This is a genomic window from Paraburkholderia sp. BR14374 (genome assembly GCF_040948685.1).
Taxonomy (GTDB): Bacteria; Pseudomonadota; Gammaproteobacteria; order Burkholderiales; family Burkholderiaceae; genus Paraburkholderia; species Paraburkholderia youngii.
In genome coordinates, this window is sequence record NZ_JBFPKF010000002.1 from 447,314 (window position 1) to 466,819 (window position 19,506).

General features: G+C 63.8%; 18 protein-coding genes and 1 tRNA gene. 4 read left to right on the plus strand and 15 right to left on the minus strand.

Going from position 1 to position 19,506, the window contains the following annotated elements; translation table 11 throughout:
- Window positions 1-32: 32 nt before the first annotated feature.
- The 10 genes from rplT to AB3X86_RS05985 all read right to left on the minus strand — a co-directional run bounded on the left by rplT (window position 33) and on the right by AB3X86_RS05985 (window position 9,027).
- On the minus strand, window positions 33-392 hold the full coding sequence (gene rplT / locus AB3X86_RS05940) for a 50S ribosomal protein L20 (protein WP_006052502.1): 360 nt from the start codon (window positions 390-392) through the stop codon (window positions 33-35).
- Window positions 393-421: 29 nt separating this feature from the next.
- Complete coding sequence (gene rpmI / locus AB3X86_RS05945) at window positions 422-619, minus strand: 50S ribosomal protein L35 (RefSeq protein WP_006052501.1); 198 nt, start codon at window positions 617-619, stop codon at window positions 422-424.
- A 258-nt stretch (window positions 620-877) separates the two neighbouring features.
- A complete protein-coding gene (gene infC / locus AB3X86_RS05950; RefSeq protein WP_075643713.1) occupies window positions 878-1,402 on the minus strand; it encodes a translation initiation factor IF-3 in 525 nt (174 codons plus the stop codon).
- Between the two features lie 48 nt (window positions 1,403-1,450).
- Window positions 1,451-3,358 carry a threonine--tRNA ligase gene (thrS, locus tag AB3X86_RS05955; RefSeq protein ID WP_368595256.1) on the minus strand — a complete coding sequence of 636 codons (1,908 nt, stop codon included), beginning with the start codon at window positions 3,356-3,358 and terminating at the stop codon, window positions 1,451-1,453.
- A gap of 253 nt (window positions 3,359-3,611) precedes the next feature.
- Window positions 3,612-3,688: transfer RNA gene (locus tag AB3X86_RS05960), tRNA-Val, on the minus strand.
- Window positions 3,689-3,793: 105 nt separating this feature from the next.
- Window positions 3,794-6,037 carry a bifunctional (p)ppGpp synthetase/guanosine-3',5'-bis(diphosphate) 3'-pyrophosphohydrolase gene (locus AB3X86_RS05965; protein WP_368595257.1) on the minus strand — a complete coding sequence of 748 codons (2,244 nt, stop codon included), beginning with the start codon at window positions 6,035-6,037 and terminating at the stop codon, window positions 3,794-3,796.
- A gap of 69 nt (window positions 6,038-6,106) precedes the next feature.
- Entirely contained in the window at window positions 6,107-6,460 is a 354-nt protein-coding gene (locus tag AB3X86_RS05970; protein ID WP_018435253.1) for a RidA family protein, read from the minus strand.
- Window positions 6,461-6,538: 78 nt separating this feature from the next.
- Complete coding sequence (locus AB3X86_RS05975) at window positions 6,539-7,453, minus strand: alpha/beta fold hydrolase (RefSeq protein ID WP_368595258.1); 915 nt, start codon at window positions 7,451-7,453, stop codon at window positions 6,539-6,541.
- Between the two features lie 225 nt (window positions 7,454-7,678).
- Window positions 7,679-8,320, minus strand: coding sequence for a CoA transferase subunit B (locus AB3X86_RS05980; RefSeq protein WP_013089923.1), 642 nt, complete (start codon window positions 8,318-8,320; stop codon window positions 7,679-7,681).
- 2 nt (window positions 8,321-8,322) lie between these two features.
- A complete protein-coding gene (locus tag AB3X86_RS05985; protein WP_176108079.1) occupies window positions 8,323-9,027 on the minus strand; it encodes a CoA transferase subunit A in 705 nt (234 codons plus the stop codon).
- A gap of 223 nt (window positions 9,028-9,250) precedes the next feature.
- Between AB3X86_RS05985 and AB3X86_RS05990 the strand changes: the two genes are divergently transcribed.
- The gene (locus AB3X86_RS05990) at window positions 9,251-9,796 is read left to right on the plus strand and encodes a LuxR C-terminal-related transcriptional regulator (protein WP_176108078.1); all 546 of its coding nucleotides are present in this window, start codon (window positions 9,251-9,253) and stop codon (window positions 9,794-9,796) included.
- 47 nt (window positions 9,797-9,843) lie between these two features.
- Here the strand turns inward: AB3X86_RS05990 and AB3X86_RS05995 are convergent, their stop codons facing one another.
- Window positions 9,844-10,275, minus strand: coding sequence for a thioesterase family protein (locus AB3X86_RS05995; RefSeq protein ID WP_176124024.1), 432 nt, complete (start codon window positions 10,273-10,275; stop codon window positions 9,844-9,846).
- Window positions 10,276-10,330: 55 nt separating this feature from the next.
- Window positions 10,331-11,107, minus strand: a complete 777-nt coding sequence (locus AB3X86_RS06000; protein WP_013089927.1) for an SDR family oxidoreductase — start codon at window positions 11,105-11,107, stop codon at window positions 10,331-10,333.
- A gap of 187 nt (window positions 11,108-11,294) precedes the next feature.
- On the opposite strand from AB3X86_RS06000, the gene AB3X86_RS06005 reads away from it, so the two are divergent.
- Entirely contained in the window at window positions 11,295-12,968 is a 1,674-nt protein-coding gene (locus AB3X86_RS06005) for an electron transfer flavoprotein-ubiquinone oxidoreductase (RefSeq protein WP_368595259.1), read from the plus strand.
- A 175-nt stretch (window positions 12,969-13,143) separates the two neighbouring features.
- On the opposite strand, the gene aroC is transcribed toward AB3X86_RS06005, so the two are convergent.
- The 3 genes from aroC to AB3X86_RS06020 form a co-directional block, all read right to left on the minus strand.
- Window positions 13,144-14,244 (minus strand): chorismate synthase, encoded by a 1,101-nt coding sequence (gene aroC / locus AB3X86_RS06010; protein ID WP_176124022.1) that lies wholly within the window; start codon window positions 14,242-14,244, stop codon window positions 13,144-13,146.
- Window positions 14,245-14,383: 139 nt separating this feature from the next.
- Complete coding sequence (locus tag AB3X86_RS06015) at window positions 14,384-16,321, minus strand: MFS transporter (RefSeq protein WP_368595260.1); 1,938 nt, start codon at window positions 16,319-16,321, stop codon at window positions 14,384-14,386.
- Window positions 16,322-16,510: 189 nt separating this feature from the next.
- A complete protein-coding gene (locus AB3X86_RS06020; protein ID WP_026228653.1) occupies window positions 16,511-16,978 on the minus strand; it encodes a CBS domain-containing protein in 468 nt (155 codons plus the stop codon).
- Window positions 16,979-17,265: 287 nt separating this feature from the next.
- Between AB3X86_RS06020 and AB3X86_RS06025 the strand changes: the two genes are divergently transcribed.
- Both AB3X86_RS06025 and AB3X86_RS06030 read left to right on the plus strand, forming a co-directional pair.
- Entirely contained in the window at window positions 17,266-18,603 is a 1,338-nt protein-coding gene (locus AB3X86_RS06025; protein WP_368595261.1) for an O-acetylhomoserine aminocarboxypropyltransferase, read from the plus strand.
- A complete protein-coding gene (locus AB3X86_RS06030; protein WP_368595262.1) occupies window positions 18,600-19,433 on the plus strand; it encodes an alpha/beta fold hydrolase in 834 nt (277 codons plus the stop codon). Before AB3X86_RS06025 ends, AB3X86_RS06030 begins: the two co-directional genes overlap by 4 nt.
- Window positions 19,434-19,506 lie beyond the last annotated feature (73 nt).

Consider the following 19,506-nt stretch of genomic DNA (forward strand, 5'->3'; position numbering starts at 1 on the left):
GAACCACGCAGTTTTAATTGCCAGAAGCGCAATCAGGCTGCAACGGCGGCTTTCACCTGCTGAACGATCGCAGCAAAAGCAGCCTTGTCGAATACAGCCATGTCGGCCAGCACCTTGCGGTCCAGTTCGATCGACGCCTTCTTCAGGCCGTTGATGAACACGCTGTACGTCATGTCGTGCTGACGCACCGCCGCGTTGATACGCGTGATCCACAGTGCGCGGAACACACGCTTCTTGTTGCGGCGATCGCGGTAGGCGTACTGGCCTGCGCGCATGACCGCCTGCTTGGCGATGCGATAGACGTTATTGCGACGGCCGCGGTAACCCTTGGCCAGCTTGATGATCTTCTTGTGACGGGCCCGTGCGGTAACCCCACGTTTTACTCGAGGCATGTTTCGCTCCTATGAGTGTCGGTTAAGGGTTAAGCGAACGGCAGCATTGCGCGAACGGAGTTCAGATCGGAATCATGAACTGCCGTGGAGCCGCGCAGATGGCGTTTGTTCTTGGTGGTCTTCTTGGTAAGAATGTGACGCTTGAAGGCCTGACCGCGCTTAACGGTACCGCCCGGACGCACCACGAAGCGCTTTGCAGCGCTCTTCTTGGTCTTCATCTTCGGCATGACAACTCCATTATTAGATGGACATGGGTGTGCGGTCGGCCAGATGGCCATTTCCCGCCCTTCGAAACCCATTCCACTTGGTATGCAGACCGCCGATACCGCCAGCGGCCGCTTTTCGGGAACGACTGCGCGCTTGCCTGCGCGACGTTCCGAAATTTTCCAACACCGCGCCAGACACCCAGCACAGCATCAAACAACCTTGCGCTACCGGAGAGCGGGCCGCATGGCACGCCGCCACTCCGGCCAACTGCTTCGCGCTTACTTCTTTTTCTTTGGAGCAAGCACCATGATCATCTGGCGCCCTTCCATTTTCGGCATCTGTTCGACCTGACCGACTTCGTCGAGGTCGGTGCGCAGGCGTTCGAGCATGCGCATGCCGATTTCCTGGTGAGCCATTTCGCGGCCACGGAAACGCAACGTGATTTTCGTCTTGTCGCCGTCTTCGAGGAAGCGGACGAGGTTGCGCAGTTTGACGTTGTAATCGCCGTCGTCGGTACCCGGGCGGAATTTGACTTCCTTGACCTGAATGACCTTCTGCTTGAGCTTGGCCTCGTGTTGCTTCTTCGCTTCCTGGTACTTGAACTTGCCGTAGTCCATCAAGCGGCAAACCGGCGGAACCGCTTGCGGGGCGATTTCGACCAGATCCACGTCCTGCTGTTCCGACATGCGGAACGCATCAGCGAGTTTCACGATGCCGAGCGGTTCGTTCTCGACGCCGACCAGTCGCACCTCGGGTGCTGTAATTTCACCGTTGATGCGGTGCGCAGACTTATCAGTAGCGATGTTACGTTTCCTCTAAAAATTAAAAAAAACGAGCCGGGCACCGAGTGGTTAGTTGAACGACTGCACGTCCTGGCGCAGACGCTCAATGAAGGCGTCAACAGGCATCACACCCATATCGACACCACCACGGGCACGCACGGCTACCGTTTGCGCTTCACGCTCCTTGTCGCCGACCACCAGCAGGTACGGCACCTTTTCCAGCGTGTGCTCGCGTATTTTATAGCTAATCTTCTCGTTGCGCAAATCGGCCTCGACTCTAACCCCTTGTTTTTGCAACGATTGGGCTAGCGACTGCGCATATTCGGCCTGACTTTCCGCGATATTCATCACGACGACCTGGATCGGCGCGAGCCAGGCGGGCATTGCACCGGCATGGTGCTCGATGAGAATCCCGAGGAAGCGTTCCATCGATCCGACGATTGCCCGGTGGAGCATGATCGGGCGACGACGACTATTGTCTTCGGCGACGTATTCGGCACCCAGACGCTCCGGCAGCACCATGTCGAGTTGCAGCGTACCGCACTGCCACGAGCGGCCGAGCGCGTCCTTGATGTGATACTCGACCTTCGGGCCGTAGAACGCACCCTCGCCGGGCAGTTCTTCCCACGTGACGCCGCAGGCCGTCAGCGCCTCGCGCAGCCCCTGCTCCGCGCGATCCCACGTTTCGTCGGTGCCGGCGCGCGCATCCGGACGCAGCGACAGCTTGATCTCAACGTTGTCGAAGCCGAAGTCGCGGTAGACGCTCATCGCCAGCGTGTTGAACGCGATCGATTCGCTGATGAACTGGTCTTCGGTACAAAAAATATGGGCGTCGTCCTGCACGAAGCCGCGCACGCGCATCAGTCCATGCAGAGCGCCCGACGATTCGTTGCGATGGCACGAACCGAACTCAGCGTAACGCAGCGGCAGATCGCGATACGAGCGCAGACCGTGGTTGAACACCTGCACGTGACCGGGGCAGTTCATCGGCTTGATCGCGTAGTCGCGCTTTTCCGATTCGGTCGTGAACATATTTTCACGATAGTTCTGCCAGTGTCCCGACGCTTCCCACAGCGAGCGGTCCATGATCAACGGCGTCTTGATTTCAAGGTAGCCGGCGTCATTCACGCGACGGCGCATGTACTGCTCGACCTGCTGCCACAGCGTCCAGCCGCGCGGATGCCAGAACACCATGCCCGGCGACTCGTCCTGCATGTGGAACAGGTCGAGCTGCTTTCCCAGCTTCCGATGATCGCGCTTCTCGGCCTCTTCGAGCATGTGCAGATATGCTTCCTGGTCTTCCCTCTTCGTCCAGGCCGTGCCGTAAATTCGCTGCAACTGCTCGTTCTTCGAGTCCCCGCGCCAGTAGGCTCCCGCGACTTTCATCAGCTTGAAGACCTTCAGCTTGCCGGTGGACGGCACGTGCGGGCCGCGGCACAGGTCCGTGAAGCCGCCATGCGAGTACAGCTTGATTTCGTCGCTGACGGGAATCGATTCGATGATTTCGGCTTTGTACTTTTCGCCGATGCTCTTGAAGTACTCGACCGCTTCGTCGCGCGACACCACGCGACGCGACACCGGCTCGTCCTTCTTCGCGAGCTCCTGCATGCGCTTTTCGATCTTTTCGAGGTCTTCCGGCGTGAAAGGACGGTTGTACGAGAAGTCGTAATAGAAACCGTTGTCAATGACGGGGCCGATCGTAACCTGCGCTTCGGGGTACAGATCCTTCACCGCATACGCGAGCAGGTGTGCCGTCGAGTGGCGGATGATATCGAGTCCGTCTGCATCCTTCTCCGTGATGATGGCGAGCACCACGTCGCGATCGATCAGCGCAGACGTATCGACCAACTCCCCGTCGATCTTACCGCCGAGTGCGGCTTTCGCGAGGCCGGGGCCGATCGAGGCGGCCACTTCGGCGACGGTCACCGGATGCTCGTACTGTCGAACAGAACCGTCAGGCAAACGTATCGAAACCATTGCGTTCTCCGTGGTGCCGACCGGCGGCGGCACATACAACCAGGGTCAAAAAGACAAAAAAAATGCGGCCCCACTTTCGAGAGGCCGCATTCACATTTTACGCAAACATCACTGGCGAAAGAGGTCCTCGACTAGCGTCGCTCCGAAGTGGTTTCGGTCAACGTTCGCGGTGTCATAACCGTATTCGCCTTTTTGCGCTCAAAGCGCTTACTGCAGCTTGCGAAACCCCGGCGAGACCGGAATTCCATTTCGTTGGTAGGCTCGATTGGACTCGAACCAACGACCCCCACCATGTCAAGGTGGTGCTCTAACCAGCTGAGCTACGAGCCTGAAGAAACGAGAGTATATCGGGTACAGCCCAGCCTGGCAAGTACCTTTATGCAGCGACTTTAATTCGTCTCACCGTCGGCAGGCCCTTTTCCGATCGTCCGCGCCTCAGTTCTTGCGCGTCGCCCGCACCACGCCCGTGATTTCGCCCAGCAACGTGCACGCGCGCTGGATCTGCGCAGAGCTGGAAACCTCGACGGTAAATTGCATGAACGCGGCATTGCGGCGCGTTTGCGTCTTCACGCCGATCACGTTCATCTTTTCCCGCGCGAACACTTCGGAGATATCGCGCAGCAAGCCTTGTCGGTCCGTCGCCTCGATGCTGAGATCGACCGGGTAGACGGACTGGCCGCGACCGCTCATCACGTCCGCCGACCACGCGGTCTGCAGCACGCGCTCCGGCGCGCGCTCTGCCATCCGGCGGAACGTCGCGCAGTCGCTGCGATGCACCGACATGCCCTTGCCGCGCGTGACGAAGCCGCAGATGTCGTCGGGCGGCGCGGGCCGGCAGCAGCGCGCGAGCTGGGTGAGCAATGCATCGACGCCGACCACCAGCACGCCGGTCGACGCGCCGCGCGCGACGCTCGCGCCACTGCTGCGTTTCTCGAATTTTTCCGGCGCCTCGAGCTCGGGCTCGGGCGGCGGCGCGTCCTGCAGCGCCTGCTCGACGAGCCGCAGGCTGAATTCCTCCTTGCCGACCACGGAGAACAGGTCGTCGGTGGTCTTGAAACCAAGCCGCGCGGCCAGCTGATCGAGATTGACCGAGGTCTTGCCTTCGCGCTGCAGGGTTTTTTCAACCATCGCGCGACCGTTCGCGATGTGCTCCTGCAACTCGACCGCGTTGAACCACGCGCGCACCTTCTGCCGCGCTCGCCCGCTTTGCAGATAGCCAAGCTGCGGATTGAGCCAGTCGCGCGACGGACCACCCTCCTTCACCGCCACGATCTCGACCGTCTGGCCATTCTGCAATGCGGTGTTGAGCGGCACCATCACGCCGTCGACGCGCGCGCCGCGGCAACGATGCCCAAGCTCGCTGTGCAGGTGGTACGCGAAGTCGATCGGCGTCGCGCCGTGCGGCAACGGAATCACGCGCGCCTGCGGCGTCAGCACGTAGATGTGATCGTCGTCGAGCGTGGCCTGCCGCAACTGCTCCCATGGCTGCACCGCGCCCGCTTCGCCATGCTCGCCCTCGGACACCTCGTCCTTCCACGCGAGCAGCTGTCGCAACCAGGCGATCTTCTCGTCGTATTTCTCGCTCGCGGTGAACGTGCCGCCATAGCCGCGCGCACCCGCTTCCTTGTAGCGCCAGTGCGCGGCCACGCCGTATTCGGCGAAGCGATGCATTTCCTGCGTGCGGATCTGCACTTCGAACGCGCGGCCGTCGTCGCCGATCACGACCGTGTGCAGCGACTTGTAGCCGTTCGGCTTCGGCCGGGAAATGTAATCGTCGAACTCCTTCGGCACCGGCTGCCACAGGTTGTGCACGATGCCGAGCACGGTGTAGCAGTCCTTGATGTCCGGCACGATCACGCGAAACGCGCGCACGTCGTACAGCTCGGCGAAGTCGAGCTGCTTGCCGCGCATCTTGCGCCAGATGCTGTAGATGTGCTTCGGCCGACCGCTCACTTCGGCGCGGATGTGCGCGGCGGCCAGCTCCTGCTGCAGGCGTTCGATCGCCTGTGCGACATAGCTCTCACGCTCGATGCGCTTCTCGTCGAGCAGCTTCGCGATGCGCTTGTAGGTGTCCGGCTCCTCGAAACGGAACGCGAGGTCCTCGAGCTCCCACTTCAATTGCCAGATACCGAGGCGGTTCGCGAGCGGTGCGTAGATATCGAGGGTTTCGCGCGCGACGTCGGGCGACGGCGTGATCTTCGCGGCCGCGTAGTAACGCAGCGATTGCAGCCGCGACGCGAGGCGGATCAGCACGACGCGAATGTCCTTCGCGAACGCGAGCAGCATTTTGCGCAGCGCCTCGACCTGCGCGCGGCGCGCAGCCTGCGCGTCACGCCCGGCCTCGGGCATCGCGTTTTGCGCCGCACGCAAACTGACCGTGCCGAGCCGCAGCAGCTTGCGCACGTCGCCGACCAGTTGCGCGACTTCTTCGCCGAAGTTGTCGGCGATCACGCGCTCCGGATCGTGCAGATGCGGTGTCAGCGCGAACAGGGCCGCGGCCAGCACCGCCGGCGGATCGACGTTGAGCTTGCGCATGATCGACGCGGTGCCCGCCGCGTGGTCCGCGAGCAATTCGCCCGGCGACAGCCGCACCTCGCCCGCATGTTCGCGCACGAACGCCATCGCTTCGTCGAAGGAACGATGGGGATGAGGCGCGTTCGGAACGGTTTCGGTATTCATGGTGCGACGGCCCGCCGGGCCAGACGATTCAACGGAAAATCAACAACGGTGCGGCCTCTCAACCGCAAATCAGCTGCGCTGCGCCGCGATCACGACGATTTCGACGAGGCACTTCGGATTCGCGAGCTTTGCCTCGACGGTCGCGCGCGGCGGCGTGTCACCCTGCGCGACCCACTCGTCCCACACGGCGTTCATGCCGGCGAAATGCGCCATGTCCGAGATATAGATCTGCACCGACAGCAGCAGCGACTTGTCGCTGTTCGCTTCAGCGAGCAGACGGTCGATGTGGCCGAGCACTTCGCGCGTCTGGCCGGTGATGTCCTGATCGTCGTCCTCGGCGATCTGACCCGCGAGGTACACGGTGCCGTTGTGCACGGCCATTTCCGAGAGACGCTTGCCGACGTGATAACGAATGACTGCCATGAAATGTCCTGAGCTGAGGGGTTGATCGAACTACATGCCGCACGACACTGCTAATAGACCTTCATACGGAACTCAATATTATGACCCGTTCGCGGCCGAACCGATGAAGAACTCCCTCGCGAGCGCGATCTGGTCCGCCGCGAGAAACGCCGGCGCATGACCGACGCCCGCGATCTCCACGCTCGATACGGCACGCCCGGCCGCCACCATCTTCGCGACCGTTTCACGCGACAGCAAATCCGACTGCTCGCCGCGCACCACGAGCACCGGCCCCTGGAACGACGCGAGCGAATGCCACAGCGCCGCTTCGCCGAGCTTCGCCGCTTCCTCGTTGACCGCCGCGAACGGCTGGGCGATGCGCGGGTCATAGCGCAGCACCCACGCACCCTCCTCTTCGCGCAGCAACGGCGTATTGATTTCGCGCCATTCGTCAGGCGTCAGCGGGCCGAAGCCCTGCGCGAGTTGCGCCGCGTAGTCGACACCCTGCTGCAGCGTATCGAAGCGTGCGGGCTTGCCCAGATAATCGCCGATGCGCTTGACCGCGACCGGCTCCAGATGCGGCCCGACATCGTTCAGCAGCAGCTTGCGGATCGGCGTGTCCGGCAGGCCGGCGAGCCCCATGCCGATCAGGCCGCCCATCGAGGTGCCGAACCAGTCGACGGTGTCGACGTCGAGCCGCGCGATCAGCGTGACCATGTCGGCGACGTACTGCGGTACCGCATATAAGTTGGGGTTCGCGAGCCACGACGACAAGCCCCGGCCAACCACGTCCGGGCACACCACGCGATAGATGTCCGCGAAGTTGGCAGCGAGTCGGTCGAAGTCGCGCCCCGATCGTGTCAGTCCGTGCACGCACAGCAGCACGCGCGGATTGTCCGGATCGCCCCACTCGGTATAGGCGACGCGATGCAGGCCGGCCGCGCTCGCGCACTGCACGTAACGTTGACGCGGCGCGGGCCGCCCGGTGGTGGAAGCATAAGTCGTTGCGGTCATCTGGTGTCCTTGCAAAGACGCTGCGGATTGGGCTGCGAACGATTGTAAACCGCTTCGTCGCGCGGCAAGCATCGGCCAGAAGGCTTAGGAAGATCGTGCAAACCGTCCGGCGCATCCGGCGCCGCGCGCCAAAAATAGAACGGGCGAGACTCGCGTCTCGCCCGTCCGGAAACCATCGTTGCCGCCGCGCTCGCATCGACGCGCGCAGCGGCGTCTCAAGCCGCGTCAGCTCACCGCGCTCACATCGAGCGGCGCGCCGGTCTTCGCCTTGATTTCGTCGACGCTCACGCCCGGCGCAAGTTCGGTCACTTTCAAGCCGTTTTCGGTCACTTCGATCACGCCGAGATCGGTGATGATCTCATCGACCACACCCACGCCCGTCAGCGGCAGCGTGCATTCTTCGAGGATCTTGTGCTGATCGCCCTTGGCGACGTGCTCCATCAGCACGACCACGCGTTTGACGCCCGCGACCAGGTCCATCGCGCCGCCCATGCCCTTGATCATCTTGCCCGGGATCATCCAGTTCGCGAGATCGCCCTTCTTGCTGATCTGCATCGCGCCGAGAATCGCCAGGTTGATGTGGCCGCCGCGAATCATCGCGAAGGAATCCGCCGAAGAGAAAATCGACGAACCGGGCAGCGTCGTCACCGTCTGCTTGCCGGCGTTGATCAGATCGGCGTCGACTTCGTCTTCGGTCGGCGAGGGGCCGATGCCGAGCAGACCGTTTTCCGACTGCAGCCATACTTCGACGCCCGCCGGCACGTGGTTCGCGACCAGCGTCGGCAAGCCGATGCCGAGGTTCACATAAAAGCCGTCCTGCAGTTCCTTCGCCGCGCGCGCGGCCATTTCGTCACGAGTCCATGCCATGATCAGTCTCCTTTCGCGCGGACGACGCGTTGTTCGATGCGTTTTTCCGGATGCGCGTTCAGTACGATGCGCTGCACGAAGATGCCAGGCGTGTGGATCGCGTCCGGATCGAGCTCGCCCACTTCGACGATCTCTTCGACCTCCGCGACGGTGATGCGGCCCGCCATCGCGCACATCGGATTGAAATTGCGCGCGGTGCGGCGATAGATCAGGTTGCCGGCCTTGTCGGCCTTCCATGCCTTGACGAGCCCGATATCCGCGGTCAGCGAATGTTCGAGCACGTAGTGGTTCTCGCCGAACTGGCGGGTTTCCTTGCCCTCGGCGATCTGCGTGCCGAAACCGGTGTTCGTGAAAAACGCCGGGATGCCCGCGCCGCCCGCGCGCAGCTTCTCGGCGAGCGTGCCTTGCGGCGTGAATTCGAGCTCGAGTTCGCCGGCCAGGTACTGGCGCTCGAACTCCTTGTTCTCACCGACGTACGACGAGATCATCTTCCTGATCTGACGCGTCTCGAGCAGCAGGCCGAGGCCGAAACCGTCGACGCCCGCGTTGTTGCTGATGCAGGTGATGCCCCGCACCTTCGAATCGCGCAGCGCCGCGATCAGCGCCTCGGGAATGCCGCACAAGCCGAAGCCGCCGACGGCGAACGTCTGCCCGTCCTTGACGATGTCCTTCAGCGCCTCGGCGGCGCCTGGATAGACCTTGTTCATCTGTATGTCCCTTCCTCTATGGAAACCCGAAACCTGTACGCAGGCCGCCGGATCATTGCGGCTGATATCGCAACTGGCGAACTTCACGTCGCCTCACGATACCGCTACGTCATTCTAGTAGTCATCCGCGGCATGCGCCGCGTTGTCATCTGCCCGAAAGAGTACGCTGGGCCCGCCATACGGCACAATACGCAAAAATACATAAGTACTTGCCGCCCCGCCCATGCCCTCCCTGGATTACCGCACTGCGTTTCACCTCGCGCCGATCGGACTCGTGCTGTCGCGCGAGCGGACCATCGAAGACTGCAACGACGAACTCGCATCGATTTTCGGCTACGCGCGCGACGCGCTGATCGGTCAGTCATTCCAGGTGTTGTACCCATCGGCGGATGAGTTCGAGCGGATCGGCGCACGCATTCCGCCGATCATGACCGCGCAAGGCAGCTACGCGGACGACCGCATCATGAAACGCGCGAACGGCGAGCTGTTCTGGTGTCACGTGACGGGCCGCGCGCAGCAGCGCACCGACCCGCACGCGGCGGGTGTCTGGACCTTCGAGGATCTGAGCGCGACCCGCCGGGTCGCGGTGGAACTGACGCCGCGCGAGCGCGAAATCGCCGCGCAACTGGTGACCGGCAAGACCAGCAAGCAGATCGGCCGCGTGCTCGACATCAGCCCGCGCACGGTCGACGTCTACCGTGCGCGGCTCATGCGTAAATACGATACGGGCAATGCGACCGAGCTCTTGCAACGGCTGCTCGGGGATTGACGGAGAAAGAGAGTATGAGGCGCGCGACCGCGCTCAGGGCAGCGCCGTCAGGCAGCCTTGACGAGAGCCGCGCTCTCGATGGCCGCGCGCAGCACGTCGGGCACTGGCATCGACTTGCCTGCCGCGTAGTCGATCCACACGCATCGCGCGGCGCCCCGCGCATAGAGCGTATCCGGCTCATCGGCACGCAAAAGCTCGAAAGCCGTATCGAAGCTGCTGCGCCCCGGCGTGGCCACCGACATCCGGCCGATCACGTCACCCGGATAGTGCAGCTGCTTCAGAAACTCCATCGACGCATTGACGATCACCGGCCCCTGCCCGTCCGGGCGCTCGCCGAGGAAGTCCATATGTTCGAACCAGGAAATCCGCACCTGCTCCATGTAGCGAAAATAAACCGTGTTGTTGACGTGACCGAAGGCGTCCATGTCGCCCCAGCGGATCGGCATCGTCATTTCGAAAACTGCGTGAAAATCGCTCATGCTTTACTTCCGTTCTTCCTTTGCTGCCTGACTGTTGAAACGTTTGACTGCGCGCTCACGCGAGCCCGAAACCGTCGTCGGCGGCGATCACCGAGCCGTTGATGAACTGCGATTCGTCCGCCGCGAGCAGCAGGAGCAGCCCGTCGAGATCCTCCGGTTTGCCGACCCGATGGCGCGGCAGCATCGCAATCAGTTTTTGCCCCTGATCGGTCGACCAGTGGTGGTGGTTGATCTCGGTGTCGATATAGCCGGGGCAGATCGCGTTCACATTGATGCCATGCTTGCCCCACTCGAGCGCCATCGCCTTCGTCATGTGGACGACCGCGGCCTTGCTCATCGAATACAGGCCGATTTGCGGCAGCACGCGCAAGCCCGCCATCGACGCGATGTTGATGATCCGGTACGACGGCTTCTGCGCGTTGTTGCCACGCATGATCATGCGCTTGGCGACCTCCTGCGCGACGAAAAAAGCGCCGCGCGTATTGGTGTCGAACACGTATTCGAAGTCCGCCGGCGTGACCTCGGACAGCTTCTGCGTAGTCGACACGCCCGAGTTATTGACGAGGATATCGATGGTGCCGGCTTCGGTCTCCGCGTGCGCGACCGCCGACTTGATGCTCTGGTAGTCGGTCACGTCGAGCGACACCACGTGCGCGGCGCCGCCGGACGCCTCGATTTCCGCGCGCAGCTCCTTGAGCCGCTCGGTCCGTCGGCTCGCCAGCACGACCTTCGCGCCCGCCTGCGAGAGCACCTGCGCGAAGCGCTTGCCCAACCCGCTCGAGGCGCCAGTGATCAGCGCGACCTTGCCTTCCAGATTGATCGAACGGCCCATTGTCTTTCCTTGCTCGGTTGTAGTGACAACTGCGGTTGACGGGGTTTGGTACGACCGCGATAAGGGTCTATACCGTATCATGAAATAGTACGCTCGTGCTAATCTTCGGCTTTTGGGTTGCGGCGTAGGGATCGATCGCCCACAATACGAACCCGAAAAAAGCATTCTAACGGTAAGAGGAGCATCAATGACCCCCGCAAGTCTCATTGAGCAGTACGGCCCGCGCGAGTCGATGGAGTATGACGTCGTCATCGTCGGCGGCGGCCCTGCGGGCCTGTCGGCTGCCATTCGTCTGAAGCAGCGTGCCGCCGAACAAGGCGTCGAGCTTGGCGTCTGCGTACTCGAAAAAGGCTCTGAGATCGGGGCGCATATCCTGTCGGGCGCGGTGATGGACCCGCGCGCGCTGACCGAGCTGATCCCGGACTGGAAGGAGAAAGGCGCGCCGCTGACGGTCGAGGTGACCGAAGACCGCTTCCTGTTCCTGTCGGCGACGGGCGCGAAGAGCGTGCCGAACTGGGCGCTCCCGGACAATTTCAAGAACCACGGCAACTACGTGATCAGCCTCGCGAACGTCACGCGCTGGCTGGGTCAACAGGCCGAGGCGCTCGGCGTCGAGATTTTCCCGGGCTTTCCGGCGGCTGAAGTGCTGTACAACGACGACGGCTCGGTCAAGGGCGTCGCGACCGGCAATCTCGGCATCGGCAAGGACGGCGAGCCGACCGAGAACTTCCAGCTCGGCATGGAGCTGCACGCGAAGTACACGCTGTTCTGCGAAGGCGCGCGCGGCCACCTCGGCCGCCAGCTGAACGAGAAGTTCAAGCTGCGCGACGGCGTCGATCCGCAGGTGTACGGCCTCGGTATCAAGGAGCTGTGGGAGATCGATCCCGCGAAGCACAAGCCGGGTCTGGTGATGCACACGGCCGGCTGGCCGCTCGAAAACGACACCTACGGCGGCTCGTTCCTCTATCACATGGACAACAACCAGGTCGTGGTCGGCTTCGTGGTCGGCCTCGGCTATTCGAATCCGTATCTGTCACCGTTCGAGGAATTCCAGCGCTACAAGACGCATCCGGCGATCCGCGCGATTCTGGAAGGCGGCAAGCGCGTGTCGTATGGTGCGCGCGCGATCACCGCGGGCGGCCTGATGTCGCTGCCGAAGCTGGTGTTCCCGGGCGGCGCACTTGTCGGCGACGACGCGGGCTTCCTGAACGCATCGCGCATCAAGGGTTCACACGCCGCGATCAAGACCGGCATGCTCGCCGCCGACGCCGCATTCGCCGCCGTACGGGCCGGCCGTCAGTCGGACGAACTGAGCGCTTATCCGGAAACCTTCAAGACGTCGTGGCTCTACACCGAGCTGTATCGCGCGCGTAACTTTAAGCAGTGGATGAGCAAGGGTCTCTACCTCGGCACGCTGATGGTCGGCGTCGAGCAGAAGCTGCTCGGCGGCAACGTGCCCTGGACGCTGCATCACCAGCATTCCGATCACGAGATGCTGAAGCCGGCTTCGCAGTGCAAGCCGATTCCCTATCCGAAGCCGGACGGCAAGCTGACGTTCGACCGGCTCTCTTCGGTGTTCATCTCGAACACGAACCACGAGGAAAATCAGCCGGCGCACCTGACGCTGAAAGATCCGACCGTGCCGGTCAACGTGAACTGGCAGACTTACGCCGGACCGGAGTCGCGTTATTGCCCGGCTGGCGTGTACGAGTTCGTGAAGAATGACGAAGGCAACGAGCGGCTCGTCATCAATGCGCAGAACTGCGTGCACTGCAAGACCTGCGATATCAAGGACCCGACGCAGAATATCGTGTGGGTCACGCCGGAAGGCGGTGGCGGGCCGAACTATCCGAACATGTAATTGTTGTGCTGTTTGCTTTTGCGGCGCTGTGCGATAAGCGGCAGCGTCGCGAAGGCAAATTCCGATAGCGCGCTCGCGCCTTCGTCTGCGCGCATTCTCGCGCGTTTCGTCCGTCCCCTTCCCTATTCATTTTCATGGCGGCTCGTTCGCCGCCAATCTCGGGGCCGCGTCAGCGTTACGGCGCGCTCGCCGCGATCTTCGGCGTGCTCACGGCCACATCGCCGCATTGCGCGCGATGGCGCAGCGCATGATCGATCAGCACGAGCGCAAGCATCGACTCGGCGATCGGCGTCGCGCGAATGCCGACGCACGGGTCGTGCCGCCCGAAGGTTTCGACGACCACCGGCTGTCCCGCCTTGTCGATCGAACGGCGCGGCGTGCGAATGCTCGACGTCGGTTTGATCGCGATCGACACCGTGATGTCCTGTCCCGTCGAAATGCCGCCGAGCACCCCGCCCGCGTGATTGCCGACGAAGCCCTCCGGCGTCAGCTCGTCACCATGCACCGAGCCGCGTTGCGCGACGCTCGCGAAGCCCGCACCGATCTCGACGCCCTTCACCGCGTTGATGCCCATCATCGCGTGCGCGATGTCGGCGTCGAGGCGGTCGAACAGCGGCTCGCCGAGGCCGACCGGCACACCGGAGGCGACCACGTTGATGCGCGCGCCGATCGAATCACCGTCCTTGCGCAGCGCGTCCATATACGCCTCGAGCTGCGGAACGATCTGCGCATTCGGCACGAAGAACGGGTTTTCGCGCACCTGCGCCCAATCGACGAACGGCACGTCGATCTCGCCGAGCGCGGCCATATAGCCGCGAATCTCGGTGCCGAACTTCTCGCGCAGCCACTTCTTCGCCACCGCGCCCGCCGCGACCGTGGGCGCCGTCAGCCGTGCCGACGAGCGGCCGCCGCCGCGGTAATCGCGAATGCCGTACTTCTGCCAGTACGTGTAGTCGGCGTGGCCCGGGCGGAACGTCTCGGCGATGTTGCCGTAGTCCTTGCTGCGCTGGTCGGTATTGCGGATCAGCAGCGCGATCGGCGCGCCGGTGGTTTGACCTTCGAACACGCCCGACAGGATCTCGACCTTGTCCTCTTCCTGGCGCTGCGTCACGTGGCGCGACGTGCCCGGCTTGCGGCGATCGAGTTCGAACTGGATATCGGCTTCGTTGAGCGCCATGCCCGGCGGGCAGCCGTCGATCACGCAGCCGATAGCGGGGCCGTGCGATTCGCCGAAGGTCGTGACAGTGAAAAGCGTACCGAGCGTGTTGCCGGACATGAGCGTCGTCCAAGGAAATTCGGGGAGAACGCTATTATGCCAGCCCGCTCGCCCCGAAGACGGGCGTGGCGACAGCGCTGCCGAATGCGGAGGATAGTGGACGAGCTAGCGACCTCGGCATCCGCGCACCGGCCCAAGGCTATTTGCGCGCGCCGCGCAGCTCGGTCACGATCTGCTGCAGTGTTTCCGGCGTCGCGAGCGCCGGGTCGATCGGCTCGCCGACCGCGAGGCTCAGCCGGCTCATCACGCCCTTCCTGAGCGGACGCGGCCAGTGGGCATCGACCGCGCGCGAAAACACGCTGCCCCACAGACCACGCAGCGCCATCGGAATAACCGGCGCCGGGGTGCGCCTGACGATCTCGGCGACGCCGTGGCGAAACGGGTTCAGCTCACCGGTGCGCGTCAGTTTGCCTTCGGGAAAGATGCAGACGAGTTCGCCGTCCGCGAGCGCCCGCGCGCACAGATCGTACGCACGCGAGAGCAGCGTCGCATCCTGATGCGCGGGCGCGATCGGAATCGCCTTCGCGTGCCGGAACAGCCAGCCGACGAACGGCGAGCGGAAGATTTGATGGTCCATCACGAAGCGGATCGGCCGCGGGCTTTCGGCCATGATTACGATTGCATCGACGAAACTGACGTGGTTGCACACGAGCACCGCCGCGCCGCGCTCCGGAATCCGCTCCGCGTGCACGAGCCGGATCCGGTAAAACGTATGCACGAGCAGCCACGCAACGAAGCGCAGCAGAAACTCGGGCACGAGCGAATAGATGTAGCCCGCGACCACCACGTTCAGCAGCGCGGTGACGAGAAAAATTGCCGGAATGCCGAAGCCCGCGGCGGTCAGGCCCATCGCCATCAACGCCGACACGATCATGAACAGCGAGTTGAGGATATTGTTCGCGGCGATGATGCGCGCGCGATGACTCGGCTGACTACGGCTCTGAATCAGCGCATACAGCGGCACGCTGTAGAAGCCGCCAAACATCGCGAGCAGGAACAGATCGGCGAGCACGCGCCAATGCGCGAGCCGCGCGAGAAATTCCGCGACGCTGAGCAGATGCCCCGCCGGCGGCAGCGCATGGCTCGCAAAAAAAAGATCGATCGCGAACACGCTCATGCCGATCGAGCCGAGCGGCACGAGGCCGACTTCGATCCGCCGCTTCGACAGCCGTTCGCACAGCAGCGAGCCAATGCCGATGCCGATCGAAAACGTGGCGAGCAGCACGGTCACGACGTCCGGATCGGCGGACAGCACGTCCTTCGCAAAATTGAAAAACGACGCGAGAAACGTCGCGCCGACGAACCACAGCCACGAGATGCCGAGCAGGCTCAGAAACACCGTGCGGTTTTCGTGCGCGAGCTTCAGATTGCGCCACGTTTCGCTGACCGGGTTCCAGTTGATGCGCAAGCCGGGCTGCGGCGCGGGCGTAGCCGGCACGAAGCCGGACACGCCGCGCCCGATCAGCGCGATCGCGATACACGCGCCAGCGAGCACCACCGCGCCATGCTCGGCAAACCCCGCGCCCGCGCCGCCGACGATCGTGCCGACCAGGATCGCGACGAAGGTGCCCATCTCGATCATGCCGTTGCCGCCGACCAATTCGGCCTTCGACAGATGCTGCGGCAGATACGAGTACTTGACCGGCCCGAATACGGTCGAATGCACGCCCATCAGGAACGTGCACAGATACAGCAACGGCGCGCTATGCAGCCAGAAGCCCGCGCCGCCGACCAGCATCACCGCGATCTCGAAAGTCTTGACGAGACGCGTGAGCAAGGCCTTGTCGTACTTGTCCGCGATCTGACCGGAAGTGGCCGAGAACAGCACGAACGGCAGAATGAAAATCGCGGAGATCAGGAACGCAGCGGTTTTCGGATCGACGCCCGAAAAGCGCGCCGCCTGATAGGTGACGAGCGACGTGAAGCCGATCTTGAACACGTTGTCGTTCATCGCACCGAGAAACTGTGTCCAGAAGAACGGCGCGAAACGGCGCTGGCGGAGCAGGCGGAACTGGGATTCGTGCGCTTCGTGCGCGCGAGCGGCGCGGCGGGCGGCAGGCAACGGACGATCGTTCATGAAGTCAGAACAACGGCGCGGAAAATGGCGATGAAGCGCGCGGAGCGGCGGACAAACGGGCCGGTGCGACGCGCGCTCCAGATCCGGGCACCGGCCCGGACACAAAAAAAGCGCCCGCTTGCGCGCGCGCCCTGCCGGCGGATTCGCGCTCGCGGCGACGGCCGGAGCGCGACCTTCGAGCCACGCGCATCAACGCGCCGGCTGCTGATCCTGTCCTTCCTGCTCTTCCGGCCAGTCGCGGATATAGGCCTTCAGCATGCGGTTCTCGAACCCCTGCTCCTCGACCACCGCCTTGGCGACGTCGTAAAACGAGATGACGCCCATCAGCGTGCGGCTTTCCATGACCGGCAGATAACGCACGTGATGCTCGAGCATCATGCGGCGCACTTCGTTGACGTCGGTTTCGGGCGTGCAGGTGAGCGGATGGTCGTCCATCACCTTGCGGATCGTCGAAGTACCGACGCTGCCGCCGTTCTCCTTCAAGGTCAGAATGATTTCGCGAAACGTCAGCATGCCGACGAGGTCGCCGTACTCCATCACGACGAGCGAGCCGATGTCGTGCTCGGCCATGGTAATGACGGCGTCATGCAGCGTGGTATCCGGCGTGACCGTAAAAAGGGTGTTGCCCTTGACTTTAAGAATGTCGCTGACTCGCATGATCTATCTCCTGGTACCGCCAATCTTGCAGTGCATTAAATGGTTGTTTCGATCCTATCGGAAAGGCCCATAAAAGGAAAGCGGCCCGCCAGCCAAGGCTCGGCGGGGTTTCGGGGGCTCCAATTCATCTGACTTCCAGATAGCGAGCATGCCCCGCTCCCGGCACGAGCCGCACAAATCCGCGGTCCACCCCACGGGAAAACCGCGCTTGAAGCGGCGCGCGCCAATGATAGGATGGCCGGCCTACCCTGATCATTCGCGTGGCCCCTCGCGGCCCGCCGCACACGATGTCCGCCAACCGTTTCGATACGCTTGCGCTGCACGCCGGCGCTGCCCCCGACCCCGCCACCGGCGCGCGCGCGACGCCGATCTACCAGACCACGTCGTTTTCGTTCCGCGACTCGGACCACGCCGCCGCGCTGTTCAACATGGAGCGCGCCGGCCACGTCTACTCGCGCATCTCGAATCCGACCGTCGCCGTGTTCGAAGAGCGCGTCGCCGCGCTCGAAAACGGCGCCGGCGCGATCGGCACCGCGAGCGGCCAGGCCGCGCTGCATCTGGCGATCGCGACGCTGATGGGCGCCGGCTCCCACATCGTCGCGTCGAGCGCGCTGTACGGCGGCTCGCACAATCTGCTGCATTACACGCTGCGGCGCTTCGGAATCGAGACCACCTTCGTGAAGCCCGGCGACATCGACGCGTGGCGCGCCGCGCTGCGCCCCAACACGCGCCTGCTATTCGGCGAAACGCTCGGCAATCCGGGCCTCGAGGTGCTCGACATCGCCGCGCTCGCGCAGATCGCGCACGCGCACCGCGTGCCGCTGCTGGTCGATTCGACCTTCACGACGCCCTACCTGCTGCGCCCGTTCGAGCACGGCGCCGACTTCGTCTACCACTCGGCGACCAAGTTTCTCGGCGGCCACGGCACGACGATCGGCGGCGTGCTGGTTGACGGCGGCACGTTCGATTTCGAGGCTTCCGGCCTTTTCCCCGAATTCACCGAGCCATACGACGGTTTCCACGGCATGGTGTTCGCCGAAGAAAGCACCGTCGCGCCGTTCCTGCTGCGCGCGCGGCGCGAAGGCTTGCGCGATTTCGGCGCGTGCCTGCATCCGCAGGCCGCGTGGCAACTGCTGCAGGGCATCGAGACGCTGCCGTTGCGCATGGAGCGGCACGTCGCCAACACACGCCGCGTGGTGGAGTTTCTCGCCGCTCATGCGGTGGTCGAATCGGTTGCCTATCCCGAGCTGCCGACGCATCCCGACCACGCGCTCGCGAAGCGGCTGCTGCCGCGCGGCGCCGGAGCGGTGTTCAGCTTCAACCTGCGCGGCGACCGCGCGGCCGGGCGCGCCTTCATCGAAGCGCTGACGCTGTTCTCGCACCTCGCGAACGTCGGCGACGCGCGCTCGCTGGTGATCCACCCGGCATCGACGACGCACTTTCGCATGGATGCCGCCGCGCTCGCCGCGGCCGGTATCACCGAAGGCACGATCCGTCTGTCGATCGGGCTCGAAGATCCGGATGACCTGATCGACGATCTCAAGCGCGCGCTGAAGGCCGCGCAAAGAACCGCCGCTGCGGCGCCCGCCGCCACCAACGCCCCCGCCCGCCCGGAGTCCCCATGATCGTCACCGTCCAAGGCAAACCGGCCTACGCCTACAGCGGCGGCAAACCCTTCGACGCGGGCCTGCCAACCGCCGTGTTCATCCACGGCGCCGAGCACGATCACAGCGTGTGGGCGCTGCAAAGCCGCTATTTCGCGCATCACGGCTTCGGCGTGCTCGCGCTCGACCTGCCGGGCCACCGACGCAGCGTCGGCCCCGCGCTCGCCAGCATCGCCGCGCTGGCCGACTGGCTCGCCGCGCTGCTCGATGCCGCGGGCGTCACGCGTGCGTTCGTCGCCGGTCACAGCATGGGCTCGCTGATCGCGCTCGACTTCGCCGGCCGCTATCCGCAGCGCGCCACGCATCTTGCGCTGCTCGCGACGGCGCTGCCGATGACGGTCTCCGACGCGCTGCTCGACGCGGCGCTCAATCGCGAGCCCGAGGCGATCGACATGGTCAACCAGTGGTCGCATTCGACGCTCGCCGCGAAGCCCTCGTGCCCCGGCCCCGGCTTCTGGCTGCACGGTATGAACCAGCGGCTGATGGAGCATGTGTCCGCCAGCGGCGAGCCGCATCTGTTCCACACCGATTTCACCGCCTGCCATACCTATGCGGACGGCCTCGCCCGCGCGGCGCAGGTGCGTTGCGCGACGCGCCTGATCGTCGGCCGCCGCGACGCGATGACGCCGCCGCGCGCGGCGAAAGCGCTCGCCGATGCGCTCGCGCAGGCGGGCACGCCGGTCGACACCGTCACGCTCGATGCGGGCCACGCGTTGATGACCGAGCAACCCGACGCGACACTCGATGCGCTGTACAGCTTCGCCACGCGGGCACCGCACGAAGGGCGCTGAATCACGACGATACCCACGCCGAGCCCGCCGCGCCATCGGCCGAATGGCCAGGTTGCGTTAGGCAGGCGATCGC

Bases quoted from the DNA above. Each gene is read 5' to 3' on its own strand.
- rplT (WP_006052502.1), bottom strand. From the start codon at position 392: ATGCCTCGAGTAAAACGTGGGGTTACCGCACGGGCCCGTCACAAGAAG.
- rpmI (WP_006052501.1), bottom strand. From the start codon at position 619: ATGCCGAAGATGAAGACCAAGAAGAGCGCTGCAAAGCGCTTCGTGGTG.
- thrS (WP_368595256.1), bottom strand. From the start codon at position 3,358: ATGGTTTCGATACGTTTGCCTGACGGTTCTGTTCGACAGTACGAGCAT.
- AB3X86_RS05965 (WP_368595257.1), bottom strand. From the start codon at position 6,037: ATGAATACCGAAACCGTTCCGAACGCGCCTCATCCCCATCGTTCCTTC.
- AB3X86_RS05970 (WP_018435253.1), bottom strand. From the start codon at position 6,460: ATGGCAGTCATTCGTTATCACGTCGGCAAGCGTCTCTCGGAAATGGCC.
- AB3X86_RS05975 (WP_368595258.1), bottom strand. From the start codon at position 7,453: ATGACCGCAACGACTTATGCTTCCACCACCGGGCGGCCCGCGCCGCGT.
- AB3X86_RS05980 (WP_013089923.1), bottom strand. From the start codon at position 8,320: ATGGCATGGACTCGTGACGAAATGGCCGCGCGCGCGGCGAAGGAACTG.
- AB3X86_RS05985 (WP_176108079.1), bottom strand. From the start codon at position 9,027: ATGAACAAGGTCTATCCAGGCGCCGCCGAGGCGCTGAAGGACATCGTC.
- AB3X86_RS05990 (WP_176108078.1), top strand. From the start codon at position 9,251: ATGCCCTCCCTGGATTACCGCACTGCGTTTCACCTCGCGCCGATCGGA.
- AB3X86_RS05995 (WP_176124024.1), bottom strand. From the start codon at position 10,275: ATGAGCGATTTTCACGCAGTTTTCGAAATGACGATGCCGATCCGCTGG.
- AB3X86_RS06000 (WP_013089927.1), bottom strand. From the start codon at position 11,107: ATGGGCCGTTCGATCAATCTGGAAGGCAAGGTCGCGCTGATCACTGGC.
- AB3X86_RS06005 (WP_368595259.1), top strand. From the start codon at position 11,295: ATGACCCCCGCAAGTCTCATTGAGCAGTACGGCCCGCGCGAGTCGATG.
- aroC (WP_176124022.1), bottom strand. From the start codon at position 14,244: ATGTCCGGCAACACGCTCGGTACGCTTTTCACTGTCACGACCTTCGGC.
- AB3X86_RS06015 (WP_368595260.1), bottom strand. From the start codon at position 16,321: ATGAACGATCGTCCGTTGCCTGCCGCCCGCCGCGCCGCTCGCGCGCAC.
- AB3X86_RS06020 (WP_026228653.1), bottom strand. From the start codon at position 16,978: ATGCGAGTCAGCGACATTCTTAAAGTCAAGGGCAACACCCTTTTTACG.
- AB3X86_RS06025 (WP_368595261.1), top strand. From the start codon at position 17,266: ATGTCCGCCAACCGTTTCGATACGCTTGCGCTGCACGCCGGCGCTGCC.
- AB3X86_RS06030 (WP_368595262.1), top strand. From the start codon at position 18,600: ATGATCGTCACCGTCCAAGGCAAACCGGCCTACGCCTACAGCGGCGGC.